At 61.6% G+C, this 25,346-nt stretch carries 20 protein-coding genes; 17 read left to right on the top strand and 3 right to left on the bottom strand.

Annotated features, from left to right (window positions below):
* Positions 1 to 12: 12 nt before the first annotated feature.
* The gene (araD, locus tag BJ928_RS23590) at positions 13 to 1,749 is read right to left on the bottom strand and encodes an L-arabinonate dehydratase (RefSeq protein WP_047632578.1); all 1,737 of its coding nucleotides are present in this window, start codon (positions 1,747 to 1,749) and stop codon (positions 13 to 15) included.
* Between the two features lie 226 nt (positions 1,750 to 1,975).
* Here araD and BJ928_RS23595 point away from each other — a divergent pair, with 226 nt between their 5' ends.
* From BJ928_RS23595 to BJ928_RS23625, 6 genes are all read left to right on the top strand, one after another.
* Positions 1,976 to 2,668: a GntR family transcriptional regulator gene (locus BJ928_RS23595; protein WP_047632580.1), complete on the top strand. Its 693-nt coding sequence runs from the start codon at positions 1,976 to 1,978 to the stop codon at positions 2,666 to 2,668.
* Between the two features lie 547 nt (positions 2,669 to 3,215).
* Positions 3,216 to 4,118, top strand: a complete 903-nt coding sequence (locus BJ928_RS23605) for a membrane protein (protein ID WP_047632582.1) — start codon at positions 3,216 to 3,218, stop codon at positions 4,116 to 4,118.
* A gap of 69 nt (positions 4,119 to 4,187) precedes the next feature.
* Positions 4,188 to 5,159, top strand: coding sequence for a quinolinate synthase NadA (gene nadA / locus BJ928_RS23610; RefSeq protein WP_047632584.1), 972 nt, complete (start codon positions 4,188 to 4,190; stop codon positions 5,157 to 5,159).
* The gene (locus tag BJ928_RS23615) at positions 5,156 to 6,697 is read left to right on the top strand and encodes an L-aspartate oxidase (RefSeq protein WP_047632586.1); all 1,542 of its coding nucleotides are present in this window, start codon (positions 5,156 to 5,158) and stop codon (positions 6,695 to 6,697) included. The genes nadA and BJ928_RS23615 overlap by 4 nt, the downstream gene beginning before the upstream one ends.
* 1 nt (position 6,698) lies before the next feature.
* Positions 6,699 to 7,556 (top strand): carboxylating nicotinate-nucleotide diphosphorylase, encoded by an 858-nt coding sequence (gene nadC, locus BJ928_RS23620; protein ID WP_047632587.1) that lies wholly within the window; start codon positions 6,699 to 6,701, stop codon positions 7,554 to 7,556.
* Positions 7,557 to 7,724: 168 nt separating this feature from the next.
* Positions 7,725 to 9,131: a cytosine permease gene (locus BJ928_RS23625; protein WP_047632589.1), complete on the top strand. Its 1,407-nt coding sequence runs from the start codon at positions 7,725 to 7,727 to the stop codon at positions 9,129 to 9,131.
* A 77-nt stretch (positions 9,132 to 9,208) separates the two neighbouring features.
* Here BJ928_RS23625 and BJ928_RS23630 read toward each other — a convergent pair whose 3' ends face one another.
* Positions 9,209 to 9,985 carry an SDR family oxidoreductase gene (locus tag BJ928_RS23630; protein ID WP_047632590.1) on the bottom strand — a complete coding sequence of 259 codons (777 nt, stop codon included), beginning with the start codon at positions 9,983 to 9,985 and terminating at the stop codon, positions 9,209 to 9,211.
* Between the two features lie 101 nt (positions 9,986 to 10,086).
* Positions 10,087 to 10,947 (bottom strand): MurR/RpiR family transcriptional regulator, encoded by an 861-nt coding sequence (locus BJ928_RS23635; protein WP_047632591.1) that lies wholly within the window; start codon positions 10,945 to 10,947, stop codon positions 10,087 to 10,089.
* 233 nt (positions 10,948 to 11,180) lie between these two features.
* Between BJ928_RS23635 and murA the strand changes: the two genes are divergently transcribed.
* The 11 genes from murA (at position 11,181) to BJ928_RS23690 (ending at position 25,338) form a co-directional block, all read left to right on the top strand.
* Complete coding sequence (gene murA, locus BJ928_RS23640; protein ID WP_047632593.1) at positions 11,181 to 12,437, top strand: UDP-N-acetylglucosamine 1-carboxyvinyltransferase; 1,257 nt, start codon at positions 11,181 to 11,183, stop codon at positions 12,435 to 12,437.
* Positions 12,434 to 13,324, top strand: coding sequence for an N-acetylglucosamine kinase (locus tag BJ928_RS23645; RefSeq protein ID WP_047632595.1), 891 nt, complete (start codon positions 12,434 to 12,436; stop codon positions 13,322 to 13,324). The genes murA and BJ928_RS23645 overlap by 4 nt, the downstream gene beginning before the upstream one ends.
* A 274-nt stretch (positions 13,325 to 13,598) precedes the next feature.
* A complete protein-coding gene (gene murQ, locus BJ928_RS23650; RefSeq protein WP_047632597.1) occupies positions 13,599 to 14,522 on the top strand; it encodes an N-acetylmuramic acid 6-phosphate etherase in 924 nt (307 codons plus the stop codon).
* Positions 14,523 to 14,603: 81 nt separating this feature from the next.
* Positions 14,604 to 16,124: an ABC transporter substrate-binding protein gene (locus BJ928_RS23655; protein WP_047632598.1), complete on the top strand. Its 1,521-nt coding sequence runs from the start codon at positions 14,604 to 14,606 to the stop codon at positions 16,122 to 16,124.
* 27 nt (positions 16,125 to 16,151) lie between these two features.
* Positions 16,152 to 17,111, top strand: coding sequence for an ABC transporter permease (locus tag BJ928_RS23660; protein ID WP_047632601.1), 960 nt, complete (start codon positions 16,152 to 16,154; stop codon positions 17,109 to 17,111).
* Positions 17,111 to 17,950, top strand: coding sequence for an ABC transporter permease (locus BJ928_RS23665; protein WP_047632602.1), 840 nt, complete (start codon positions 17,111 to 17,113; stop codon positions 17,948 to 17,950). The genes BJ928_RS23660 and BJ928_RS23665 overlap by 1 nt, the downstream gene beginning before the upstream one ends.
* Positions 17,947 to 19,686 carry an ABC transporter ATP-binding protein gene (locus BJ928_RS23670; protein ID WP_047632604.1) on the top strand — a complete coding sequence of 580 codons (1,740 nt, stop codon included), beginning with the start codon at positions 17,947 to 17,949 and terminating at the stop codon, positions 19,684 to 19,686. Before BJ928_RS23665 ends, BJ928_RS23670 begins: the two co-directional genes overlap by 4 nt.
* Positions 19,687 to 19,707: 21 nt before the next feature.
* A complete protein-coding gene (locus BJ928_RS23675) occupies positions 19,708 to 20,724 on the top strand; it encodes a serine hydrolase (protein WP_047632606.1) in 1,017 nt (338 codons plus the stop codon).
* Between the two features lie 10 nt (positions 20,725 to 20,734).
* Positions 20,735 to 21,850: an anhydro-N-acetylmuramic acid kinase gene (locus tag BJ928_RS23680; protein WP_047632607.1), complete on the top strand. Its 1,116-nt coding sequence runs from the start codon at positions 20,735 to 20,737 to the stop codon at positions 21,848 to 21,850.
* Between the two features lie 108 nt (positions 21,851 to 21,958).
* Positions 21,959 to 22,909, top strand: a complete 951-nt coding sequence (locus tag BJ928_RS23685) for a lytic transglycosylase domain-containing protein (protein WP_047632608.1) — start codon at positions 21,959 to 21,961, stop codon at positions 22,907 to 22,909.
* A gap of 158 nt (positions 22,910 to 23,067) precedes the next feature.
* The gene (locus BJ928_RS23690) at positions 23,068 to 25,338 is read left to right on the top strand and encodes an FdhF/YdeP family oxidoreductase (protein WP_047632610.1); all 2,271 of its coding nucleotides are present in this window, start codon (positions 23,068 to 23,070) and stop codon (positions 25,336 to 25,338) included.
* Positions 25,339 to 25,346 lie beyond the last annotated feature (8 nt).

A 25,346-nucleotide genomic window follows, 5' to 3' on the forward strand; every position in this document is an offset into this window, starting at 1 on the left:
TATCCTTTACGATCAATAGATGTCGGGTTCGCCCGGCGTCGGGCCGAAGCCGGTTTCCAGGAAATCGAAGTCGCAGCCGGTGTCGGCTTGCGCGACGTGGCGCGAGAACATCCAGCCATAGCCACGACCGAATTTTTCAGCGGGCTTGACCCAGGCCTCGCGACGGCGCTGCAGTTCGTCCTCGTCGACCAGCATGTCGATGCGCCGCGCCTCGAGATCGAGACGAATGATGTCGCCGTTGCGCAGCAGCGCCAGCGGGCCGCCGACATGCGATTCCGGCGAGACATGCAGGATGCAGGCGCCATAGCTGGTGCCGCTCATGCGGGCATCGGAGAGACGGAGCATATCCCTGTGGCCTTTCTTGAGCAGTGCCTTCGGGATCGGCAGCATGCCCCATTCGGGCATGCCGGGCCCACCCTGCGGGCCAGCACCGCGCAGCACCATGACGTGATCGGGCGAGATGTCGAGATCTTCATTGTCGACAGCCGCCTTCATCTCCGGATAGCTGTCGAAGACCAGCGCTGGTCCCTGATGCTTGTGAAAACGCGGATCGCAGGCGGCCGGCTTGATGACGGCGCCGGTCGGCGCAAGGTTGCCCTTCAGCACCGCCAAAGAGCCCTCGTGATAGATCGGGTTGTCGAGCGAGCGGATGACGTCGTCATTGTAGCATTTCGCCCCTTCCAGCGTTTCGCCGAGAGTGACGCCGGAGACGGTGAGCGTGGAGAGATCGAGCTTGGAAGAAAGCTTGGACATTAGGGCCCTGAGGCCGCCGGCATAATAGAAATCCTCCATCAGATAGGTTTTTCCCGTCGGCCTGATGTTGGCGAGCACCGGGGTCGTGCGTCCCGCCTTGTCGAGATCGTCGAGCGAGAGTTGCGTACCGGCGCGTCTGGCCATCGCGATCAGATGCACGACGGCATTGGTGGAACAGCCCGTCGCCATCGCGACGGCGACGGCATTGTTGACGGCGGCCTGCGTGACGATCTTCGAAGGAACCAGATCTTCCCACACCATTTCCACGATGCGCCGGCCGACGGCCGATGACATACGGATGTGATTGGCATCCGGCGCGGGGATGGAGCTGGCGCCGGGCAGGGTCAAGCCGAGCGCCTCGGCGATGGCCGTCATCGTGCTCGCCGTGCCCATGGTCATACAGTGGCCGTAAGAGCGGGCGATGCCGGCTTCGACATCGACCCATTCCTTCTCCGAAATGGTACCGGCGCGGCGTTCGTCCCAGAATTTCCAGGCGTCGGAGCCAGAGCCCAGATATTCGCCGCGATAATTGCCGCGCAGCATCGGACCGGCCGGCAGATAGATCATCGGCAGGCCCATCGAAAGCGCGCCCATGACCAGGCCCGGTGTGGTCTTGTCACAGCCGCCCATCAGCACGGCGCCATCGACCGGATGGGAACGCAAGAGCTCTTCGGCTTCCATCGCCAGCATGTTGCGATAGAGCATGGTCGTCGGCTTCACATAGCTTTCCGACAGCGACAGGGCCGGTAGTTCCAGCGGGAAGCCGCCGGCCTGCAGGATGCCGCGCTTCACGTCGTCGACGCGATGCTTGAAATGGGCGTGGCAGGGATTGGCATCCGACCATGTGTTGAGGATGGCGATAACAGGCTTGTCCGCCCATTCCTCGGGCGCATAGCCCATCTGCATGGTGCGGGAGCGATGCCCCGAGCTTCTGAGATCATCGGGCGCAAACCATCTGGCGCTGCGTAAGTCCGAGGGCTTCTTCCTGCTGTTCATAGTCATCGAGCCTTGTTTTCACACGTTGGGTCGAAATAAGCGCGGTTGCGCGGGTTTTCGTCCGCGCTGCCTCTCGGGCTTTTGCTCCCGATTGCCCAACTCCTCCCCGGGTGCACCAACTCAGGCGACGCGGAGTTGGCAAGGGCGGACTAAAGCACTAATGTATCAGTGCATCAAGTCACAAACTGTGCTTAATGAGCCGACGCTCCGACAAGAAAGGCCGCCAGTGAAGCGCAATCCGAGAGAATTTGCACTGGACCGCTCCCGCCAGGTGGCGCCGCAGATCCTGGAAATCCTGAGGTCGCGCATTCTTTCGATGGGCTTGCCGCCGACGACCGTGCTGTCGCGCATGTCGTTGCAAAACGAATTCAACGTCAGCCAGACCCCCGTGCGGGACGCCTTGATCCGCTTGGAGGAGGAGGGGCTGGTCGAAGTCTATCCGCAATATGCGACCGTGGTTTCACGCATTGATGTCCGCAACGCCACCGAAGCGCACTTTCTGCGGCTATCGATTGAGCTGGAAGCCGTTCGCCGGCTGACGCTGCATTCGGCGGAGGAAACGGCGGCGGCTCTGGAGGCTGTTCTCGTCCGCCAGAAGCATGTGATGTCGCCGGAGACCTACGATCTCTTCGATTCGCTCGACAAGGATTTTCACCGGGTGCTTTACGAGCGGGCCGATATTCTCGGCCTGTGGTCGACGGTACGCCGGCAGAGCGTCCATCTCGATCGGCTACGGATGCTGAACCTGCCGATGCCGGGCAAGCTGGAGCAGATCGTCGGAGATCACCAGTCGATCGTTGATGCCGTTCGCTCAGCCGATGCGGAGGCGGCCGTTTCCGCCTTGCGGAAGCATCTGTCCGGCACCCTGTCGATTGTCGATCTCATCTGCGAAGAGCATCCGGATTACGTCAGCCGCTAGGTTTCGGAAGCGGGCGGTTTGGCCGCAAGGCGCGGGGCATCAATATGCCGCAGCAGGTTGGCGAGCGCGACATGACAGCAACGGCCTGAGGGTGTATATTTACAATTCACCACTCAGGGAGGTGACGTTGGAAGCGCCCAATACACTTGTCATTGATCTCCTGGTTTTCCTGAAAGCCGGACCCCGGCCATATCACGAAGTCATGGATGCCTGGCGGACGAGTTGTCCTCGCTTGACCATCTGGGAGGATGCCATGGATCTTGGTCTTGTCGAGCGCGAACAGGGCTTTGTCGTCCTCACCGAAGCGGGAAGAGATCTGCTGCCGTCGTAGCCGTCAAAATCGCTGTTTTTGACGATCGGTTTGGGACGTCTCGCCTGGCGGATGCGCAAAGTTCGTTGATGTTCATGCCATCCTGATCGCCAATCCCGCGTGAGGTATTCCAGCTTGTCAAGCCGCGCTTGAGATGTGGAGCACGCCTTTGCCCGCATTGGCTTGCGCCGTGCTTCATGCGACAAGGGTCAAGGGCAAACAGATCATGGAGTTCGCTTGACCATCGGGCTTGCGCATGCCGAGCTGATCGCAGTTCTGACGGCTGTTACGGGCGGCGATCCAAGGGTGATGACGGTGCGGTCGGGCGATGCCCTGCCGTCCGGTCCGTTCGAGCTTGGGCATCGTACGCTGCAGAGCGGATTGCGCGAATGGGTTCAGGATCAGACGGCGCATCCCGTCGGCTATCTGGAGCAACTCTATACCTTTGCCGATCGCGATCGAAACAATGAAATCCTCGGCGGACGCACCATTTCCATCAGCTATCTCGGGCTGGTGCGCGAGCAGGCAGCGCCTGGCGGCGGCATGCCGGGCTGGCACGGCTGGTACGAATATCTTCCGTGGGAAGACCATCGCAACGGCCGGCCAGCAATGCTCGACGACATCGCCGCCCGCCTCGCGTCCTGGATCGAGGAGGATGCGATGCGAAAGGGCCAGCGCCGCCGTCGCGCCGATTTCGATTTCGGGCTGAATGGGGCTGCGTGGAACGAGGATCTCGTCCTGCAGCGCTATGAATTGCTCTACGAAGCACGTCTCGTGGCCGAAGCGGGCTGTGACCTCAGGCACAATTTCGGCCGATCGATGTTTGCCGATCATCGTCGCATCCTTGCGACCGGCATGGCGCGCCTCAGGGCGAAGATCAAATATCGCCCCGTCGTCTTCGAGCTCATGCCCGAAAACTTCACGCTGCTGCAATTGCAGAAAACCGTCGAGGCGCTGGCCGGCTTGACGCTGCATAAGCAGAATTTCCGCCGGCTGATCGAGCAGCAGGAGCTGGTCGAGGAAACCGGCGGCACCGAAAGCGAGACCGGCGGCCGCCCTGCCAAGCTCTTCCGTTTCCGCCGCGCCGTCCTCGAAGAACGCGAATTTACCGGAACGAAATTACCACTCTCCCGCAATTGACATATGCTCTGCTTGAGAATATCTATTTGCGCATAATATACTCAAAATGAGTATAATAAGGAGCCGGTCATGAATCTTCCGATATCCGCATCCTCCCTCTATGATCGCGTCAGCCGTGTTATCCCGAAAGCCGAATGGCTGTCGTTCCAGGATGATGTCGAGGCGATCCTCGAATTGAAGCGACGGCACAATGCCGTCATTCTCGCGCATAACTACCAGACACCGGAAATCTTCCATGGCGTCGCCGATATCGTCGGCGACAGCCTCGCGCTTGCCCGCAAGGCCGTGGAGGTCGATGCCGATATCATCGTGCTGGCCGGCGTGCATTTCATGGCTGAGACGGCCAAACTGCTGAACCCGGAAAAGACGGTTCTGATCCCGGATCTGGAAGCCGGCTGCTCGCTGGCGGAATCGATCACGCCAGAGGATATTGCCCTGCTGCGGCAGGCCCATCCTGGCGTTCCGGTCGTCACCTATGTCAACACGTCGGCGGCCGTGAAGGCTGCCTCCGATATCTGCTGCACCTCGGGCAATGCCCGGCAGGTGGTGGAATCGCTGGGCGTGCCGAAGGTGCTGATGCTCCCGGACGAATATCTGGCGCGCAACGTGGCGCGTGAAACGAATGTCGAACTCATCGCCTGGCACGGCCACTGCGAGGTCCATGAGCTCTTCACGGCGGACGATATCCGGCAGCTGCGTGAAAATTATCCGGGTGTAACGGTACTTGCGCATCCGGAATGCCCGCCTGACGTCGTCGAGGCGGCGGATTTTGCCGGCTCGACTGCCGTCATGTCCGATTACGTCGGCAAGAAGCGTCCGTCGCGCGTCGTGCTGCTCACCGAATGTTCGATGAGCGACAATGTCGCCGTACATCACCCCGATGTGGAGTTCGTCCGGCCCTGCAATCTCTGCCCGCACATGAAGCGCATTACCCTCGGCAATATCCGGAAGGCTCTCGAAGAGGGGCGGCATGAGGTGACGGTCGATCCCGCGATCGCCGCCGACGCCCGCCGCGCCGTTGAAAGGATGCTGGCGATATGAGCGAGATCCTCGAAGAGTTAAGCGGCCGCATCGTCATCGTCGGCAGTGGTCTTGCCGGGCTGATGACGGCGCTGACGCTGTCGCCCGAGCCTGTCGTGATCGTTACTCGCGCCCTGATCGGCGCGGAGACGTCGAGCGCCTGGGCACAAGGCGGCATCGCCGCCAGCATCGGTAAGGGCGACAGCGCGGCCTTGCATCTTGCCGATACGCTTGCCGCAGGCGATGGGCTCTGCGACGCCAAGGTAGCGGCGGGGATCGTTGCCGAAGCACCCGCTGCCATTGCCGCGCTGGAGCGCGCCGGCGTTGAATTCGATCGCGATGCTACAGGCGAATTGTCCCTGGGTCTGGAAGCCGCGCATTCGATGCGGCGTATCGTGCATTCGAAGGGCGATGGCTCCGGTGCGGCTATCGTTCGCGCACTTGCTGAGGCGGTTGTCCGTACGCCGTCGATCACCGTGCTTGAAGGCTATCAGGCGCAGCGGCTGTTGCTGGCCGGCGATCGGGTTGCCGGCCTACTGTGCCTGACCGATAGGGGCAGCGTCGTTTTGCCTTCGTCGCGCATCGTCCTTGCAACGGGCGGCATCGGCGGCTTGTTCGATGCCACCACCAATCCTGTCGGCAATTTCGGACAAGGCATTGCCCTTGCGGCACGTGCTGGCGCGCAACTCGCCGACATGGAATTCGTGCAATTCCATCCGACGGCGCTCGATAGCCGCAGGCGTCCGTTGGCCTTGGTCAGCGAGGCGGTTCGTGGTGAGGGTGCGCTTCTCGTCAACGAAAGCGGCGAACGTTTCATGGCCGGCGTTGAAGGTGCCGAACTTGCGCCGCGCGATGTCGTCGCGCGTGCCATCAGCGCGGAAATCGCTCGCGGCGGCAAAGTGTTCCTCGATGCACGGGATGTCCTCGGCAATCGCTTCGCCACACGCTTTCCGGTGATCGAGGCCCTTTGCCGCGAGGCGGGCGTCGATCCGGCGAACGACCCAATTCCGGTGCGCCCGGCCGTCCACTATCATATGGGCGGCGTTGCAACCGACGAGAATGGCCGCAGCTCCGTTCCCGGCCTATGGGTCGCGGGCGAGGCGGCATCGACCGGTCTACACGGCGCCAATCGTCTCGCCAGCAACTCCCTGCTGGAAGCCGCGGTCATGGGCATGCGGGCTGCTCGCGATATTGCCGGCACGAATGCAAGCCGCACAGGAATGCCGCAGCATTTTCCCGAGACTTTCGCGCCGGATCTGACGCTCGTGCGGCCGATCGTGTCGCGGCATCTAGGTGTCCTGCGCAATGCCGGCGCCATTCATGGCGCGATCGCCGCGCTTCTACCGCTTTGCGAGAGTGAAGGACCGGCGACAGATCCCGCGCTGGTGGCGTTGCTGATCGCGGTCTTCGCGAGTTTGAGGTTGGAGTCGCGCGGCGCCCATGCCCGCACGGATTTCCCGCTGAAACTGCCATATGCGCAGCGCCGCATGATGAACCTTTCCGACGCCCTGGATATCGCCAGGTCCGTCATTGCCCATTCCATTGCAAGGAGTGCCTGACATGACGCTTGCTCCCCTCCCGCGCCTGATCGTCGAACCGCTGGTGCGCAATGCGCTGGTCGAAGATCTCGGCCTTGCCGGCGACGTGACATCCACGGCCGTCATCCCCGCAACGCACCGCTCCCGTGTCGCCATGGTGACCCGCCAGGCAGGTGTCGTCGCAGGTCTCGATGCGTCCGAGCTTGCCTTCCAACTGGTCGATCCCGCCATCGTCATGACCCGTCATGCGCCCGATGGCACGAAGGTCAAGGCGGGGGACGTAATTGCAACGATCGAGGGGCCGTCGCGCGGTCTGCTGACGGCTGAGCGCACGGCGCTGAATTTCCTCGGCCATCTCTCGGGCATTGCCTCTGTTACCGGTGGCATCGTCGAGGCGATCGCCGGGACGAAGGCTTCGATCGTCTGTACGCGCAAGACAACGCCGGGTCTGAGAGCACTGGAGAAATATGCGGTGCGCGCAGGCGGCGGCATGAACCATCGCTTCGCGCTCTATGACGCGGTGCTGATCAAGGACAATCACGTCGCCATTGCCGGCGGGGTCGCGGAAGCCATCCGCCGTGCCAAGGCCGGCGTCGGCCACATGGTCAAGATCGAAGTCGAGGTGGATACGCTGGCGCAGCTTCGCGAAGCCATGCACGAGGGTGTCGACGCCGTGGTGCTCGACAATATGACACCGGATCAGTTGCGCGAGGCAGTCGATATCGTCGGCGGTCGGGCCATCACCGAAGCGTCCGGCCGCATTACGCCGGCAACGGCCGCCGCAATTGCCGCCTGCGGTGTCGATCTGATATCGGCCGGCTGGCTGACGCATAGCGCTCCGACGCTCGACATCGGGCTAGACTGGAAGGCGGCGGCCTGAAGCGTCGGGTGTGCAAACCTTGCGGCGCTCTCGTTGTGATGGCATGGGGGAATTCGGGATTCTGACATTCTGAGACCGATCTGAGGCGGTTAGAATGTATATACATAAAGCGTATTCCTCTATATACATTGGTCCGTGAGTACCGAATTCCCCCAGGAGGAGCACAGGATGAGCGGTGTCGGGACCAGCGACGGATTCGCTGAACGCAGAACCATAGACAGAATACCGGAGAGTGAGCGACACGGCTTCGCAAGGGACCAGTTCACGCTCTGGTTCGGAGCAAACCTGCAGATCACGGCGGTGCTCGATGGCGCGCTTGCCGTCGTGTTCGGCGCGGAGGCGATGACCGCGATCGTGGGTCTTGCCGTTGGTAACATCCTCGGCGGGATCGTGATGGCCCTTCATTCCGCGCAGGGGCCTCGCCTCGGTCTGCCGCAGATGATCAGCAGCCGTGCGCAGTTCGGTGTCAGGGGTGCGACTCTGCCGCTGCTTCTGGTCATTTTGATGTATCTGGGTTTCGCCGCGACAGGCACGGTGCTTGCCGGCCAGGCCATGAACCTGCTGCTTGGTGTTTCCAATCCGGCCGTCGGCATGGTGATCTTCGGCGTGCTTAGCGCGGTGATCGCGCTTGTCGGCTATAAGGTGATCCATATCATGGGACGGATCGCGACGGTCATCAGTATCCTCGGTTTTGCTTATCTGTCCTACCAGCTGTTCCATCAGTACGACATTCACTCGGCCTTCGGTCAAAAGCCTGCAACGGTCGCGACCTTTCTGCTTGCCGTTTCGCTGTCGGCCGGTTGGCAGCTCACCTATGCGCCCTACGTCGCGGACTATTCGCGGTATCTTCCCTCAGCGACATCGGGCGGCAAGGCGTTTCTGTATACGCTGCTCGGTTCGGCGATCGCTTCTCAGCTTGCCATGACGTTTGGCGTGCTTGTCGCCGCCGTTGGTGCGAAATTCCTTTCGAACCAGGTCGGCTTCCTTGGCACATTGGCGGGGCAAGGCGCAGTTCTCGTTTATATCGTCATTATCTGCGGCAAGCTGACGATCAACTGCCTGAACGCTTATGGCGGCTTCATGGCAATCCTGACGACCTTTACCTCGTTCAGCAACCAGACCCGGATCTCCCGGGGCGCCAGAGCGCTTTATATCATCGGGTTTGTGGCTTTGTCGGTGCTGATCGCCGTTCTCGCCAGCGCTGATTTCCTGTCGGCATTCAAGAATTTCGTCCTGATGCTGCTGGCGGTCTTCGTGCCCTGGAGCGCGATCAATCTGATCGATTACTACCTAATCTCCAGGGAAAAGGTGGATATCCCCGCCCTCTACGACGCAACGGGCCGCTATGGCGCCTATAACTGGACCGCGCTCGGATGCTATGTCCTCGGCGTCGTCGTGCAGATCCCGTTCCTCAATCAGCCTCTCTACGAAGGCCCGATCGCGGTCGCGCTCAATGATGCCGACATTTCCTGGGCCGTCAGCCTGGTCGTAACCGCCGTCGTCTATTATTTGCTGCAGCGCAATACGAAGGTTGCTCCGCGCGAGATGATCTTCGACGGCGCAACTCAAAGCTAGCATAAGTTTCGGCCGGCGACCGCTGGTGGGTCGCCGGTCGCCTTGCGGGCGACGTGAACAATGAAGTGCCAGAAGGTTCAGACGATAACCGGCACCTGTGCGCCGTCCATGCTGATAACGACACCAGTGACATAGCCAGCCTTGGCCGAGCTTAGGAAGGCGACGACATTGGCGATATCGGCTGGATCGGCCATGCGGCCGATCGGGATGCGTTTCAGGGCATCAGCCAGTGCTTCTTCCTCACTCGAGCCTGAAATCTTTGCCGCCGCCTTCAGGCCTTCGGCAACACGATCTGTCTCCGTGAGGCCGGGATTGAGGCCGACCACGCGCACGCCCTTACCGGCATAGGCATTGGCGAGCCCGACGCTTGCAAGCATAAGGGCAGCATTGGCCGAGCCGCCGGCCAGATGATAGGGCGAGGCGACCTTGCCGCCATTGCCGATGATATTGATCACAGCGCCCGATCCGCGCGCGCCCATGCGCTTGATGACGGGATCGATCACGTTGATGTAGGAAAAATACTTGGCATCCATCGCGGCGCGCCAGACGGCGGGCGTCAGTTCGTCCGCCGGCGTGCGGGCCGCGGCACCTGCGCTGTTGACGAGAATGTCGATCGGGCCGACATCGGCCTCTACCTTGTCAACGACTGCGAGCGCCTGTCCGTCGAAGATCAGATCGGCGGCATAGCCATGCACGCCGGGCAGCCTGGAGAGAGCCGCGTCGATATTGGCTTGCGAGCGCGAGCAGATCGCGACCCGCGCGCCTTCCTGCTGGAAAAGCTCGGCACAGGCAAAGCCGATGCCTTTCGAGCCGCCCGTGATCAGAACGACTTTATCCTTGAGGCCAAGGTCCATGGAATCTCTCCGCTATGATTTGTTGAGGTTGCCAAGCTATGTGTCGAAACCTTCGACGTACAGGGGCACGGGCGTCACAGCTTGGTGACCGGTGTCGGCTGTTACGAAAGGCGCTTGGCCTTCAGGACGGAAACTGCCGTCTCGCTATTATGGACATAGTCGTTGGCATCGGGCTGACGCTGTATCAATAGAATGAACAGCAGATCAGTCAGCATCAGTTGCGCGTCGCGGGCAGTGATGGCCGAGGAGCGGACGCGGTCTTCATCGCCGACGGTGTGCAGGCATATATCGGCGACTCGGGATAGCGGGTTGTCCTGCAGGCCGGTGACGGCAATGACGGTTGCCTGGCGCTGGCTTGCCAGCTCCGCAATCCGTAGCGTCTCGATGCTGGCACCGGAATAGGAGAGCGCAAAGAGCAGGTCGTCCGGCCCGAGCGTCGACGCATTGGCCATCTGCACATGGCTGTCGCTGTCATGCAGCACGTTGCGGCCGAGCTTCATCAGCTTGTAGGAAAAGTCGCGGGCCACCAGCGAGGAGGCGCCGACCCCGGCCAGATGGATGCGCCGGGCGTCGTGAAGCGCTTCGAGGGTTTTCTCGATGTCGGCTTCGTTGTTGACAGAAATGGTCTGCTGCATGGCTTGCATCTTGCTGCCGAGCAGCTTCTGCAGGATGGTGAGATAGCCGTCGCCCACCTCGATCGTGCCGTGGATCATGCCGGCCGGCGCCTGCCATTCCTGAGCCTTGGCCTCGCTGACGGCAAGCTTCAATTCCTGGTAGCCGGCATAGCCGAGCTTCTGGCTGAATTTTACCACGCTCGATTGGCTGCGGCCGGTTTCCACTGCGAGAGCCGCGGAGGAGAGGCGCAGCATCTGGTCGGGATTGTCGATGATGAATTGCCCGATCTGGCGATCAGCCGGGGCCATGGTTTCGAGCTGCGCGCTGATCTTCTTAAGGATAGACATTTGATCCTTTTGGGGTCTTTCAAGCCATCGAGGCCGATTCCCGCGGCGAGGCGAACACCGAAAATAGCATCCGGCTCAAGCGCGGCAACCTTGCTTCGCATGATCGAACCTTATCACAGCGGATTGGAATAAAAAATTCCAATTCCCGTTGACAGTGTGGAATTGGCGAATAGTCTTGCAGAGTGGATCACGGACCCGTGGTGTCCCAGTCTTTTCCGCAATGGATTTGCATCATGGACAGACTTCGAATCTCTGGCGGCAAGAGGTTGCAGGGTGCGGTGACTATCGCCGGCGCGAAAAATGCCGCCCTGCCGCAGATCGCAGCCGCGCTCTTGAGCCCGCATCCGCTGGAGCTGACGAACCTGCCTGTTGTCAGCGATGTCGAGAATATGTTGGGTGTTATCGCCCTCCACGGCGCCAGGATCGCACGAGGCCCGCACGGCACAATGATCGATGCGAGCGAGATTGTCTCGAAGGAGACATCCTACGACACGGTCCGGCGCATGCGGGCGACTGTGCTGGTGCTTGCGCCGCTGCTTGCCCGTTTCGGTCACGCACGCGTTTCGCTTCCCGGCGGCTGCGCTATCGGCGCACGGCCCGTCGATATGCACATCAAGGCGCTCTCGACACTGGGTGCTGACATCGCCATCCAAAGCGGTCTGATTGTTGCTTCGGCTGCCAATGGGCTGAAAGGCGCACGGATCGTCCTGAGTTCACCATCCGTCGGCGCGACCGAGACGGCCATGATGGCCGCCTGCGCCGCCAAAGGTGAAACCGAGATCCTGAACGCTGCCCGCGAGCCGGAGGTGGCTGATCTTGCGGCATGTCTGATCGCCATGGGTGCACGGATCGAGGGTGCTGGGACGCATCGCATCCTGATCGATGGCGACACCAGCTGGCGTCCCGCCAAGCATCACGGCATTCCCGACCGCATCGAGGCTGGTACTTATGCGGTGGCGGCGGCCATTACCGGCGGCCAGCTTGAGCTCATCCATGCGCGGCTGGAAAATCTGGCATCGGTGGTTCAGGCGCTCGAAGCCATGGGCGTCAGCGTCTGGCCGAGCGATCGCGGCCTGGTGGTTTCAAGGGACGGTCCGCTCAAGGGGGCCGATATCACCACCGAACCCTATCCCGGCTTCCCGACGGACCTGCAGGCACAGTTCATGGCTCTCGCCTGCTGCGCGGAGGGTGCGTCGCTGATCCGCGAAACAGTCTTCGAAAACCGCTTCATGCATGTGCCGGAGCTGACACGACTCGGCGCCAACATCACCTTGCAGGGGACAACGGCGCTGGTGCGCGGCGGCGCGCCGCTGAAAGGTGCGCAGGTCATGGCGACGGATCTGCGCGCCTCTGTCTCGCTGGTTCTCGCAGCCCTCGTCTCGGAGGGCGAGACCATCGTCAATCGCGTCTATCACCTCGACCGCGGCTACGAACAGCTCGATCGCAAGCTACGCCTCTGCGGTGCCGATATCGAACGGCTAACATCATGACTGCCGCATCGGAAAACACTCCGTATTTTCTCGGCATAGACGGCGGTGGTACAGGTTGCCGCGCGCGCATCGAGGATGCCGAAGGCACTGTTCTCGGGCAGGGGTTGTCCGGGCCGGCAACGACCCGTCTCGGGATCGCCGAAGCATGGGCATCGATTTCTCGCGCTTTTGAAGCTGCAATTGAGGAAGCGGGGTTAAATGATTCCAATTTCAGCCGTATCCATGTTGGCGTCGGGCTGGCTGGGATCGGCCGCAAGGGCGCGCTTGCCGCGCTGAAAGCGATAGAGCACCCCTTTGCCAGCATCGATTTCATCAGCGACGGCGAGGGCGCGTGTCTGGGGGCTCATTCCGGACGCGACGGCGCTATCGTGATCGCCGGAACGGGCTCTATTGGCCTCGGCCTTGTTGAAGGACGGCAATTGCGGGTCGGCGGCTACGGTTTTCCGATTTCGGACGAGGGCAGCGGCGCCTATCTCGGGCTGAAGGCGGTGCAGCTTGCCCTGCGCGCCCATGACGGTCGCGAACAAAAAACCGCGCTGCTTGCCGAGATAATGCAGCGTTTCCAGCATGATCCGATGGAGGCGGTCGCCTGGATGGACCGGGCGTCGGCCACGGATTATGCTGCTCTTGCACCGATGGTCCTGCGTCACGCCGATCAAGGCGATGCCGTCGCGCGGCGGATCGTGCAAAGCGCGGCCGGCCATATCGACACGCTTGTTCGCACGCTGTTCGATAAGGGCGCGCCGCGCGTCTGCCTGCTCGGCGGTCTTGCGAGCCCGCTCGAACCCTGGCTCTCGCCCGATGTGCGCCGGCGCTTGAAGCCCATGGACGGCGATGCCGTCTCCGGTGCGATCATTCTTGCCAGGAAAGCCATTTGCCAAGGCTGACAAAGGCTCTGCCAAGCGGTGAATCTTTTCACGGCAATGATGGAATATTTTATTCCTTTCTGGATTGACGAATGGAATAAACGGACATAGTGTTAACCAAGGTAAACAGGGAATGGACGCGGAACAAAGCCAAAAAGGCCATGCCGCGTCTGGGTCGGCTTCGGTCGCCCGTCTTGCTGAAAACCGATCTTTGCTGCGGTGGGCCCGATATGAAAATGATCGAGCTTGCCAATGTAATATATTGATATCCAGGCGTTATTTCGCGAGCAGGCCCATGACAGAGCAGAAGTTGATATCCGAACTGGAGCAGTTGGTTTCCGAAGGGCGCAATCCGAATACGATGCATATCGATCTTTTGCCGACCTTCGATATTCTGCGTGAGATTAATTATGAGGATCAGACGGTGCCGGTCGCCGTCGAGAAGGTGATCCCGGCAATCGCCGCCGCCGTCAATCAGATCGTGGCTGCGTTCCAGAAGGGTGGCAGGCTGATCTATATGGGCGCCGGCACGAGCGGCCGCCTCGGTGTTCTCGATGCCTCCGAATGCCCGCCGACCTTCAGTGTGCCGCCCGACATGGTCATCGGTCTGATTGCCGGCGGCCCGGATGCGCTGCGGCGCTCGATCGAAGGCGCGGAGGACGACCCAGAGCAGGGGCGCCAGGCGCTGGAGGAAATCAAGCTGAGCAAGGATGATGTCGTCGTCGGCATCGCCGTCAGCGGCCGTACCCCCTATGTCATCGGCGGCCTGAACTACGCCAAGGGCATCGGCGCCTTTACGGTGGCGCTCTCCTGCAATCCGAACTCCATCATCGCCGGCATTGCTGATCTGGCGATTTCGCCTGTGGTCGGCCCGGAAATCCTCACCGGCTCAACCCGCCTGAAGTCGGGTACGGCGCAGAAGCTCATTCTCAATATGCTGACGACGGCGAGCATGATCCGCATCGGCAAGAGCTACCAGAACCTGATGGTCGATGTCAGCGCCAGCAACAAGAAGCTGGTGGCGCGCGCCTCGCGTATCGTCATGCAGGCGACCGGTTGCTCGCAACAGGAAGCGCGCCGCGTGCTCGATCTGACCGGCAACGACGTGAAGCTTGCCATTCTCATGGAAATTACCGGGATGGGCATTGAAGAAGCCCGCGCGGCATTGCAAAACGCTGATGGATTCCTGCGCAAGGCGATCAACGGCAGGACTGCTTGAGACAACCGTTGCGGCCTGCCGCACCGGCAATCAATGGGCCAAAATCGGCCGGGGACATTTTAAAAATTTGGAGGACTGAAAGTGAAAGGGAATTTTGGAAGGAAGCTGATTTCGGGAGTGGCGCTGGCCGTGGGGATTGGCCTGGCGACGGCCGCGATCCCTGTTGAGGCGGCAACGCTGCGCATGGCGTGGTCGCAGGACGCGACCGGGCTCGATCCGCACAAGCAGACCGCATTCTCCTCCATCCGGCTGCTCGAATTGATCTATGAGCCGCTCGTTCGCCTTGACGGCAATCTGCAGATCGTGCCTGGAGTCGCCGAGAGCTGGCAGTTTTCGCCGGACGGCAAGCAACTGACGTTCAAGCTCAATGCAAAGGCCAAGTTCCAGAACGGCGCGCCCGTCACCTCGGCTGACGTGAAGGCCTCCTTCACGCGCATTCTCGACCAGGCGACCGGTGCCGTCGCTCGCGCCAACTTCCTGTCGATCGCAAGCATCGATACACCGGACACCACGACCGTGGTCTTCAATCTGTCGCAGCCCGACGTTCCGCTTCTGACCGCCATGACCAGCCTCAATGCCGCGGTGGTTCCAGCAAGCGAAATTACTGCCGGCACCATCGGCACGAAGGCGATCGGCTCCGGCCCCTTCAAGCTCGACAGCTGGGTTCCGAACTCCAAGGAAGTTCTGAGCGCCAACAAGGATTGGGCGGGCGGAACCGTCGGTGTCGAAGGCATTAACATCAGCGTATTGCCCGACGAGACGGCGATCCTTGCATCGCTGCGCACCGGTCAGACCGATTTCGCCTTGCTGAACGATCCGCTCGTCGCGACCTTGGTGCCGAAGGAGCCGAAGCTGCAGCTCACCCGCACGCCGGTGCTTGCCTACAATGTCCTGCAGCTCAATCCCTCGCGCAAGCCGATGGATCAGCTGGCGGTGCGCCAGGCGATCTCCTGCGCCATCGACCGCAAGGACGTGATGGATACGGCAGCTCTCGGCGAGGGCAAGGTGACCGGGCCGCTGACGATGCCGCTCTATGCGACCGACCCCAGCAAGCTGTTCTGCTATACGCGCGACGTCGCCAAGGCGAAGAAGCTGATGGCAGACGCCGGCTTTGCCAACGGTTTCTCGGCAACCGTGATTGCCGCGACCGGCGAACCGCCGACAGCGACGGCGGAAGCGCAAGTCATCCAGTCGCAGCTCGCCGAAATCGGCATCAAGCTCGACATCAAGGTGATGGAACTCAATGTCTATGTCGACACCTGGCTCAAGGGCAATTTCGACATGGCGGTCGCCCTCAACGGCGGCAGCGCCGATCCCTATTCGATGTATAACCGTTACTGGACGAAATCAGGCAACCTGCAGAAGGTCGCCAACTATATCGACGATACCCTCGACAGTCTGATGCAGAAGGGCCGCGCCGAGACCGATCCGGCCAAGCGCAAGGTGATCTTCGCCGAATTCGAAAAGCATCTTGCCGAAGTCTCGCCCTGGATCTGGCTCTACACGGCCTATGGCTATACGGCCGAGCAGAAGAACGTCGAGGGCTTTGTCCCGACGCCGACAGGCTCGCTGTTCGGTCTCAGCAAAGTCTCGATCGAGTAATAGCAGTCGAGATTTAGAGGAAGTGCAATGGCATACCTGACGCGCCGGCTGATGACGTTCCCGCTGATCATGCTGGGCGTGTCCATCTTCGTCTTCGTCGCCATCCGGCTGGTGCCGGGCGATGCGATCACGGCGATGCTCGGAACCAATGCGGGCCTGCTGACGCCGGAGCAGCGGCAGGCCCTTGCCGCCTATTTCGGCATCGATCAGTCCTGGCCAGTTCAATACTGGCATTGGTTGCTCGGCGTCTTCCAGGGCAATCTCGGCATATCCGTCACCTACGGCAAGCCGGTGCTCGACATGATCCTGGAGCGTTTTCCGTTGACGCTCGAGCTTGCCTTGCTTTCCATGGTCATCGCGCTCGCTATCGGCTTGCCGGCGGGCGTCTTTGCCGCCACCAGAAACGAAAAGCTGTCCGATCTTCTCGTGCGCATCGTTGCCATGATCGGGCAGTCGACGCCGAACTTCGTTCTCGGACTGCTGCTGATCTATGCCTTGTCCGCCGGTTTCGGCGTGCTGCCGACCATGGGCGCCTTCACACCCATCTGGCAGGACCCGCTCGAAAATCTCGGCCAGATGATCCTGCCGGCGCTGACGCTCGGCTTTGCCTTTGCGGCGTCGGTGACGCGTGTCGTGCGTTCGGCCATGCTCGATGTTCTGAGTGACGACTATGTGCGTACGGCTCGCAGCCGCGGTGTTCCGGCGCGCGGCGTCATCTGGCGGCATGCTCTACCGAATGCATTGATTCCGGTGGTAACGCTGAGCGGCGTCGAATTCGGCTATCTGCTCGGTGGCGCGGTGCTGGTCGAACAGATCTATGCTCTGCCGGGACTTGGACGCATGGTGCTCGACGCCATACTGCAGCGCGACTATGCGCTGGTGCAGGGCAGCGTGCTGTTTATTGCCTTCAACTTCATGATCGTCAATCTGCTCGTCGATCTCGCCTATGTCGCGCTCGATCCGCGCGTTCGGCTGGGAGAAGGCTGATGCGCATCGTCAAGGCTATTTTCGGACATGTGAGCGGCCGGATCGGCGGCATCATCGTCCTCGTTTACGTCCTGCTCGCCATCCTCGGTACGCTCGGCGTGACCCCGCACGATCCGCTGATGCAGAACCGGATCGACCGGCTGCACGCCCCGAGCCTCACCTACTGGATGGGTACCGACCTTTTCGGCCGCGACGTGGCAAGCCGCCTGATGCATGGCATCGGCGAATCCTTCACCGTCGCCTTCTTCTCCGTGGCCGTTGCAACCTTGATAGGTACCCTGCTTGGCCTGACGGCTGCCTGGTCGGGCAAGCGCTGGGATGGCGTCATCATGCGCACGATGGATGTGCTGCTCGCCTTTCCGGCGATCCTGCTGGCGCTTCTGATCATCGCCATCGTCGGGCCTGGCACATGGACCAGTGTCGCTGCGATCGCGCTCGTCTATACGCCGATCTTTACCCGCGTCGTGCGCGGTCCGGCGCTTTCGCTGAAGGGGCGCGATTTCGTCGATGCTGCCCGCACCTTCGGCAGCAGCCGGTCCTATATCCTGACGCGGCATCTTCTGCTCAATCTCGTCGCACCCTTGACCGTGCAGGTGACGCTGGCGCTTGCCTGGTCGCTGTTGACGGAGGCGGGTTTGAGCTTCCTCGGCCTGGGAACGCAGCCGCCTGCCTCCTCATTGGGCCTGATGCTGAGCGACAGCCGCAATCTCATGGAAACGGCGCCTTGGCTGCTGATCTTCCCCGGCGTGACCATCATGATCTCCATTCTCGGCTTCAACCTGCTCGGCGATGCCCTGCGCGACATTCTCGACCCGAAAATGAGGAGGGCGACGGTATGACGCCGCTTCTCTCGGTTTCCGATCTCAGCGTCGGCTTTGGGCGCAATCCAGAGGCCAATCCCATCGTGCGCGGCGTCAGCTTCGATCTAGATGCCGGCGAAACGCTGTCGATCGTCGGCGAAAGCGGCTCGGGCAAGTCCGTCACCGCGCTGTCGATCAATCGCCTCGTCGATTTCGGCGGCGGCCGCATTATCGGCGGGTCGATCCGCCTGAAACGTGCCGACAACAGCATTCTGGATCTTACCAAGGCTGGCGAGGCGGAGCTGACGAAGATCCGCGGCGGCGAGATCGGCATGATCTTCCAGGAGCCGATGACATCCCTTAATCCGGTTCTCACCATCGGCACGCAGATCGAGGAATCGTTCCGGCTGCATCGCGGCCTGACGGGAAGCCAGGCAAAGGCAGCCGCCAAGGATGCGCTGGATCGCGTGCGCATTCCCGATGCCGCGCGCCGTCTGACCTATTGTCCGAACCAGCTTTCCGGCGGCATGCTCCAGCGCGTGATGATCGCGACCGCGCTTGCCTGCAATCCGCGCCTGCTGATCGCCGACGAGCCGACGACGGCGCTCGACGTCACGGTCCAGGCGCAGATCATGGCGCTGCTTGCCGAGCTGAAGCGCGAGACCGGCATGTCGATGATCTTCATCACCCACGATATCGGTCTTGTCGCTGGGATCGCCGACAAGGTCATGGTGATGCAGGCGGGCCAGGCAGTCGAGCAAGGCGAGCTCAATCAGATCCTTGATCATCCCAAGCATCCCTATACCCAGCATCTCCTGCATTCCGTCCCGCACTTCGCCTCAGGGCAGGCCGCGCGCACGGATTTCCAGCGCGACGAGACGCAAGCCGGGCCGGCCCTGAAAGTGGATGGCTTGACTGTCCGCTTCCCGGTCAAGGGCAGCTTTCTGCGTCGCTCGACCGGTTCGGTCCATGCCGTCGAAGGCGTCGGCTTCGACCTGATGCCGGGCGAGACGCTGGCGATCGTCGGCGAGAGCGGCTCAGGCAAGTCAACCACCGCACGGGCGATCCTCGGGCTGGTCAAGTCGACCCGCGGCACGTTCACGACCAATGCCGGCAAGGCTGCGGATCGCAGCAGCGCCGTGCAGATGGTGTTTCAAAATCCCTATGCCTCGCTTAATCCGAGACTGCGCGTCGACAACATCCTTGCCGAACCGGTGATCGCCGCAGGTGGTCGCACTTCCGCCGAAACGCGGCAACGGATGATCATGCTTCTGAAGCGCGTCGGCCTGCCGGAAAATGCCCTGGAACGTTACCCGCATGAATTTTCAGGCGGCCAGCGGCAAAGACTGTGCATCGCTCGTGCTTTGATGCTGAACCCGTCCGTACTGGTGCTCGACGAGGCCGTGTCAGCGCTCGACGTGTCCGTTCAGGCGCAGGTCCTGGAGTTGCTGATCGAGCTTCAGCGCGAATATGGGCTCGCGTACCTCTTCATCTCGCATGACATGGCGGTTGTGGAGCGAATTGCTCACCGGATCGCTGTCATCTATGCCGGGCAGATCGTCGAGATCGGCGACGCCGCCTCCGTCTTGTCGGAACCAAAGCATTCCTATACCAGGCGGCTGATTTCGGCGGTGCCGACAGTTGCCCGGCGCAAGGAAAACTTCACGCTTGATACGCGTCAGGTTCCTTCGCTCGTGCGGCCGATTGGCTTCGAGCCGACAGCGCCGGAATGGCGACGGTTCGCGCCGGATCATATGGCTCTGGCGGAAGCCTGAGCGACCGGCGAGGAGAAGGATATGGCTGGGGGGCACATGCAATTCGAAGAACGGTTTGATCGGGCTTTCACACCGCTTGAGCAAGCGGTCGGGTCGGCGCGAATTCCAGGCGGCGTCCTCGGCATGGTCGATCTCGATGGCAACCGGCTCCTGCGCGCCATCGGGTCGGCGCAGAAGATCCCGAGCGTCAGGCCGATGCTGGTCGATACATGGTTCGATCTCGCTTCGCTCACCAAGGTGATTTTCACCACGCCGCGCATTCTTGCGCTGGCGGAGGCCGGCACCATCGATCTCGACGCACCGTTGACGACGCTCTTGCCGGACCTACGTCAATACAGTGCCGAGGCTTGGGAGCGGAAGGTGACCTTCCGGCAATGCCTCGGCCATCAGACGCCTTTTCCGGCGGTCGAACCGATCTATACCTATGGTCGCGACCCGGTTCTCTTGCGTACCTTCATCCTCCAGCGCGAATGGCGTGCCGGGCCGCCGGTCTATTCCGATATCAATTTCATCCTGCTCGGTTTTGCGCTAGAGCGACTGGCCGGACACACCATTCGCGCCATGGATGCAGGCCCGGGTTTTGCCTTCTCCTCAGTCCCCGATCGATCCGCCGCAACGGAAGATTGCACCTGGCGTCACCGTATTCTGTCGGGCGAAGTTCATGACGACAATTGCTCGGCATTGCACGGTGCCGGCCATGCGGGCCTGTTCGGCACTGCCGACGCAATTCTCGATTTTGCCAAGGGCCTGCTCGATGGCAGCGGAGCATCGGCGCAAGCGATCTCGTTGATGCGGACGCCGCTTTCCGCCACCCGTACCCATGGTTGGGAGCGGCCCCATGACGGCTGGCACGGTGGTGCTCTCTGCTCGCCCGAAACCATCGGCCATACGGGATTCACCGGCACGGCGCTCTGGATCGATTTCGACAAGGGCAGGGCGTGGACCCTGCTCACCAACCGCATTCATCCGACACGCCATTTCGACAGCGGCATTCTGGCGCTTCGTCAGGCCGTCAGCGATCACGTCAACGCAGCATAGGAGCCTCACCATGGAACCAATCTGGGCAGTCGGTCTGATGACCGGAACCGTCCTCGACGGCAATATCGATGTTGCCATGCTGAAGACGGACGGTGAGCGGATCGAGGAGTTCGGCCCCTATGTTCTGGCGCCTTATCCGAGCTGGATTCGGGAACTGCTGGAGGAGACGCTCCGACAAGCGCGGGCATGGAATTTCGAAGGGCCGGAACCGGCGATCTTCAAGGCCGCCGAGGAGGCGCTGACGCGAGCGCAGTCCGAAGCGGTGAGGGAACTGGTCGAAGATAACGGCATGACGATGGCCGATATCGGCGTCGTCGGCTTCCACGGCCAGACCGTGCTGCATCGCGCGCCGCAAAAGGACCGGTTGGGCCAGACGCGCCAGCTTGGCGACGGCGAGCTGATGCGCTCCATTCTCGGCACCAAGGTCGCTTATGATTTCCGTTCCGCCGACATGCGCGCCGGCGGGCAGGGCGCGCCGCTTGCTGCAGCCTATCACACGGCACTCCTGCGCGGCGCTGGTGCTGCGGGCGAGGCTGCCATTCTCAATCTCGGCGGTGTTGCCAATGTGACCTGGTGGGACGGTGAGGGCAATTTCGTCGCCTTCGATACAGGGCCGGCCAATGCGCCGCTGAACGACTTCATCAAGTCGCACGGACTTGGCGAGATGGACCGGGATGGGGCGTTGGGACGTGCCGGCAAAGTGGATGAAGCACGGCTCGAAAAACTGCTGCAACACCCCTATTTAACTGCGCCCTATCCAAAGTCGCTGGATCGTTTCGATTTCGGCGCTTCCATGGCGGATGGTCTTGGTCCGGAGGACGGGGCGGCGACGCTTTCGGCCTTCACGGCAAGCGCGGTCGGCAAGGCGCTGGATCTGCTGCCTCGGCGGCCCAGCAAGGTCGTCGTCAGCGGCGGCGGCCGGCACAACCCGACGATCATGTCGATGCTGCAAAGCCGGGCCGGCGTCGAGCCGATCTTCGCCGAGGATCTCGGCTGGCGTGGCGACGCGGTGGAGGCGGAATGCTTTGCGTTTCTAGCCGTGCGCGTGTTGCGTGGCCTGCCGATCAGCTTCCCCGGCACGACGGGCGTGCCTGCGCCGATGCGCGGTGGGCGTCTCGCGCAATAGCGAGCTTAAGGCGATCGTCCTCGCTCCGGAGGTTTTCGCCGCCGCTCATCGATGTTATGAAGAGACCGCGAATTTGCGATCGGTTGGTCTCGGACGGATATCGCTTAGATGGCAGGCAGGCATCACAGGACAGGCGTCCCCCGCATCATCGTCGCCTTCGCCATCGCGTGCATTACCGGCATTTCGGCCCTCGGCCCGGCAGTCGCGCAACCGGAATGGAGCGTTGCACCGCCGGTCTGCGTCTCCGGCCCACTGACGACGGAAACGGGCGAGACGCTTTGCCTGCGCAAGGACAGCTATAATCGGGATCTTTGCACGGCCATCGAATATTTCGCCGGTGCCAATCATTTGCCGCCGGATTATCTGGCGCGGCTTGTCTGGAGGGAAAGCCTGTTTCGATCCGATGCAGTAAGCCCAAAAGGTGCGCGCGGCATCGCGCAATTCATGCCGGGAACGGCGAAGCTGCGCGGCGTCCGGGACAGTTACGATGCACTCGAAGCGCTCGGCAAGGCAGCCACTTATCTTGACGAGTTGCGCAACCGTTTCGGCAATCTGGGGCTTGCAGCCGCCGCCTACAATGCTGGCGAAGCCGGCCTTGCCAATTTCCTGAATTCCGGCGGGCTGCCCTATGAGACGCGCAACTATGTGACGGCCATCACCGCGCATAGCGTCGAAGAATGGCGGGACGATCCGCCCGATATCGCCGCTCCGGTGCTGGACAAGGGCAAGCCCTTCGTCGACTCATGCGTTGCGCTTGCCCAGAGCCGGCGTCTGAAGCCGACCCCCCTCGAACAGGAGCGGCCATGGGCTCCCTGGGGCGCTCAATTGGCCGAGCATTTCCAGTTGGATGCCGCACGGCGGCTATTTGCTGCAAACATTCAAAAATTGCCGTCGCCGCTCAATGCCGAAAAGCCGCTGATCGTGCGTCAGCGCAATGCCGACTTCGGCCGCCGTATCCGCTATGCGGCGCGCATCGGGCGGCAAACGCGCGAAGAGGCTGACGCCGTTTGCGTGCAGATCCGGCAGCAAGGCGGCAATTGCGTGGTTTTCAAGAACTGAGTCTGAGCGCCTCAATACCCCGTATTGTCCGCCGCGACGCGTATTGATTGCTTTGTCAAGTGCCTATTGGTAGTGCTTTACTCCCGGATGTCGCAAGCCTATCTCTTGTACACCCGGCCTTTGGGAGGAAGCCGCGCAGGTAGCCGAAGGAGTGTATCATGGTGCAGAAGCGTAACGTCCCCGGTATTCGTCCCTACAACAGCCCGGCCGGCGGCTGGGGAGCGCTGAAGGCTACCGCCAATGCGGTGCGCGAGCAAATGGATATCACCGAGGCGCCCGGGCTGCTGCTGCGCACCAACAAACCCGCGGGCTTCGATTGTCCCGGCTGCGCATGGCCCGACAAGGAACATACCTCCACCTTCCAATTCTGCGAAAATGGCGCCAAGGCCGTCACCTGGGAAGCGACCAACAAGCGCGTGACGCCTGAGTTCTTCGCCCAGCATACGGTCAGTGAGCTTCTGACCTGGAGCGACTACGAACTTGAGGATGCCGGCCGACTGACCCATCCGATGGTCTATGACCGGGCGTCGGATACCTACCGGCCGATAGCCTGGGAGGACGCTTTTGCCCGCATCGGCGAGGTCATGCGCACTATGCCCGATCCGGATATGGTCGAATTCTACACGTCGGGTCGCGCCTCCAACGAGGCGGCTTTCCTCTTCCAGATCTTCGCCCGTGAATACGGCACCAACAATTTCCCCGATTGCTCGAATATGTGCCATGAGGCAACGAGCGTCGGCTTGCCGCAATCCATCGGCATCGGCAAGGGCACCGTGTCGCTCGACGATTTCGACGAATGCGATCTGATCATCTCCATGGGGCACAATCCCGGCACCAATCATCCGCGCATGATGGGCACGCTGCACGAATGCTCGCGCCGCGGCGTGCCGATCATCGTCTTCAATCCGCTGAAGGAGCGGGCGCTCGAGCGTTTCGCCGACCCGCAGAGCCCGATCGAGATGGCGACTTTCAGCTCGACGCGGATCGCCTCTTCCTATTATCAGGTCAAGATCGGCGGCGATGCCGCAGCGCTGAAGGGCATCATGAAGGCGGTTCTGGCTCTGGCCGAGACTTCGCCGGATATCCTTGATCATGCCTTCATCGGCGAACATACGATCGGCTTCGATGCTCTCGTCGCCGATATCAATCAGACTGAGTGGGCCGACATCGAGCGGGTTTCGGGTCTTGCCCGCGCCGATCTGGAGCGCGTTGCCGCCATCTATGCCAAATCGAAAGCAACGATCGTCACCTACGGCATGGGCATCACCCAGCACGCCAAGGGAACGGCCAATGTGCAGCAGATCGCCAACCTTCTGCTGTTGCGGGGCAATTTCGGCAGGCCGGGCGCGGGCATCTGCCCGCTGCGCGGCCATTCCAACGTGCAGGGCAATCGTACCGTCGGGATCACCGAGAAGCCGACGCCGGCGCTGATCGAAGGCATCGAGCGCGCCTTCGGTTTCACGTCGCCGGCCCATCATGGTCATGATGCAGTTGCCGCCATGCAGGCCATGGCGGAAGGCCGCTCGAAGGTGCTGCTCTGCCTCGGCGGCAATTTCTCGATTGCGCTTCCGGACCCGGAATTGTGCGCCGAGGCGATGCGCAAGCTTGATCTTGCCGTCCATATGAATACCAAGCTCAATCGCTCGAACCTGCTGATCGGCAAGGAATCCTTCCTGTTCCCCGTGCTCGGCCGCACCGAGCAGGACGTTCAGGCGACCGGCCCGCAATCGGTGACGATCGAGGATTCGATGTCGATGGTGCATGCCTCGCGCGGCCGCCTGAAACCGGCCTCCGATCAACTTCGTTCCGAACCGGCCATCGTCGCCGCGATGGCGCAGGCAACCCTGCCGGCAAGCAAGGTCGCCTGGATGGAGCTCATCAACGATTACGACCTGATCCGCGACAAGATCGAAGTCGTCTATCCTGATTTCGCCCGCTATAACGAGCGCATCCGCGTGCCGGGTGGCTTCCGTCTGCCGCTCGGACCGACCGAGCGTATCTGGAAGACCCCGTCCGGCAAGGCCGAGTTCAAGCTTTTCTCCGGCCTCAACGAGGATATTTCATTGACGGACGAGACCATCCTCAAGCTCGCCACCATCCGTAGCCACGACCAGTACAACACGACGATCTACGGCATGGACGACCGCTATCGCGGCGTATTCGGCCGCCGCGACGTCCTGTTCATGAACGACAAGGATTTAGAGGCGAAAGGGCTGGAGCATGGCGATCTCGTCGAGATCGAGACTGCACTTCCGTCCGGGGGCAAGCGGCTCCTGAAGCTGACGGCTATCTCCTACGATATTTCCGAAGGCTCCGTCGCCGCCTACTATCCCGAGGCAAACTGCCTGATCCCGCTCGACTACCAGGACAAGGAAAGCGGCACGCCGTCGTATAAATCCATTCCGGTCCGCATCAGCAAGGCGGCTTGATTTTGGCT

The organism is Rhizobium sp. WW_1, assembly GCF_003610155.1.
Taxonomy (GTDB): Bacteria; Pseudomonadota; Alphaproteobacteria; order Rhizobiales; family Rhizobiaceae; genus Rhizobium; species Rhizobium tropici_A.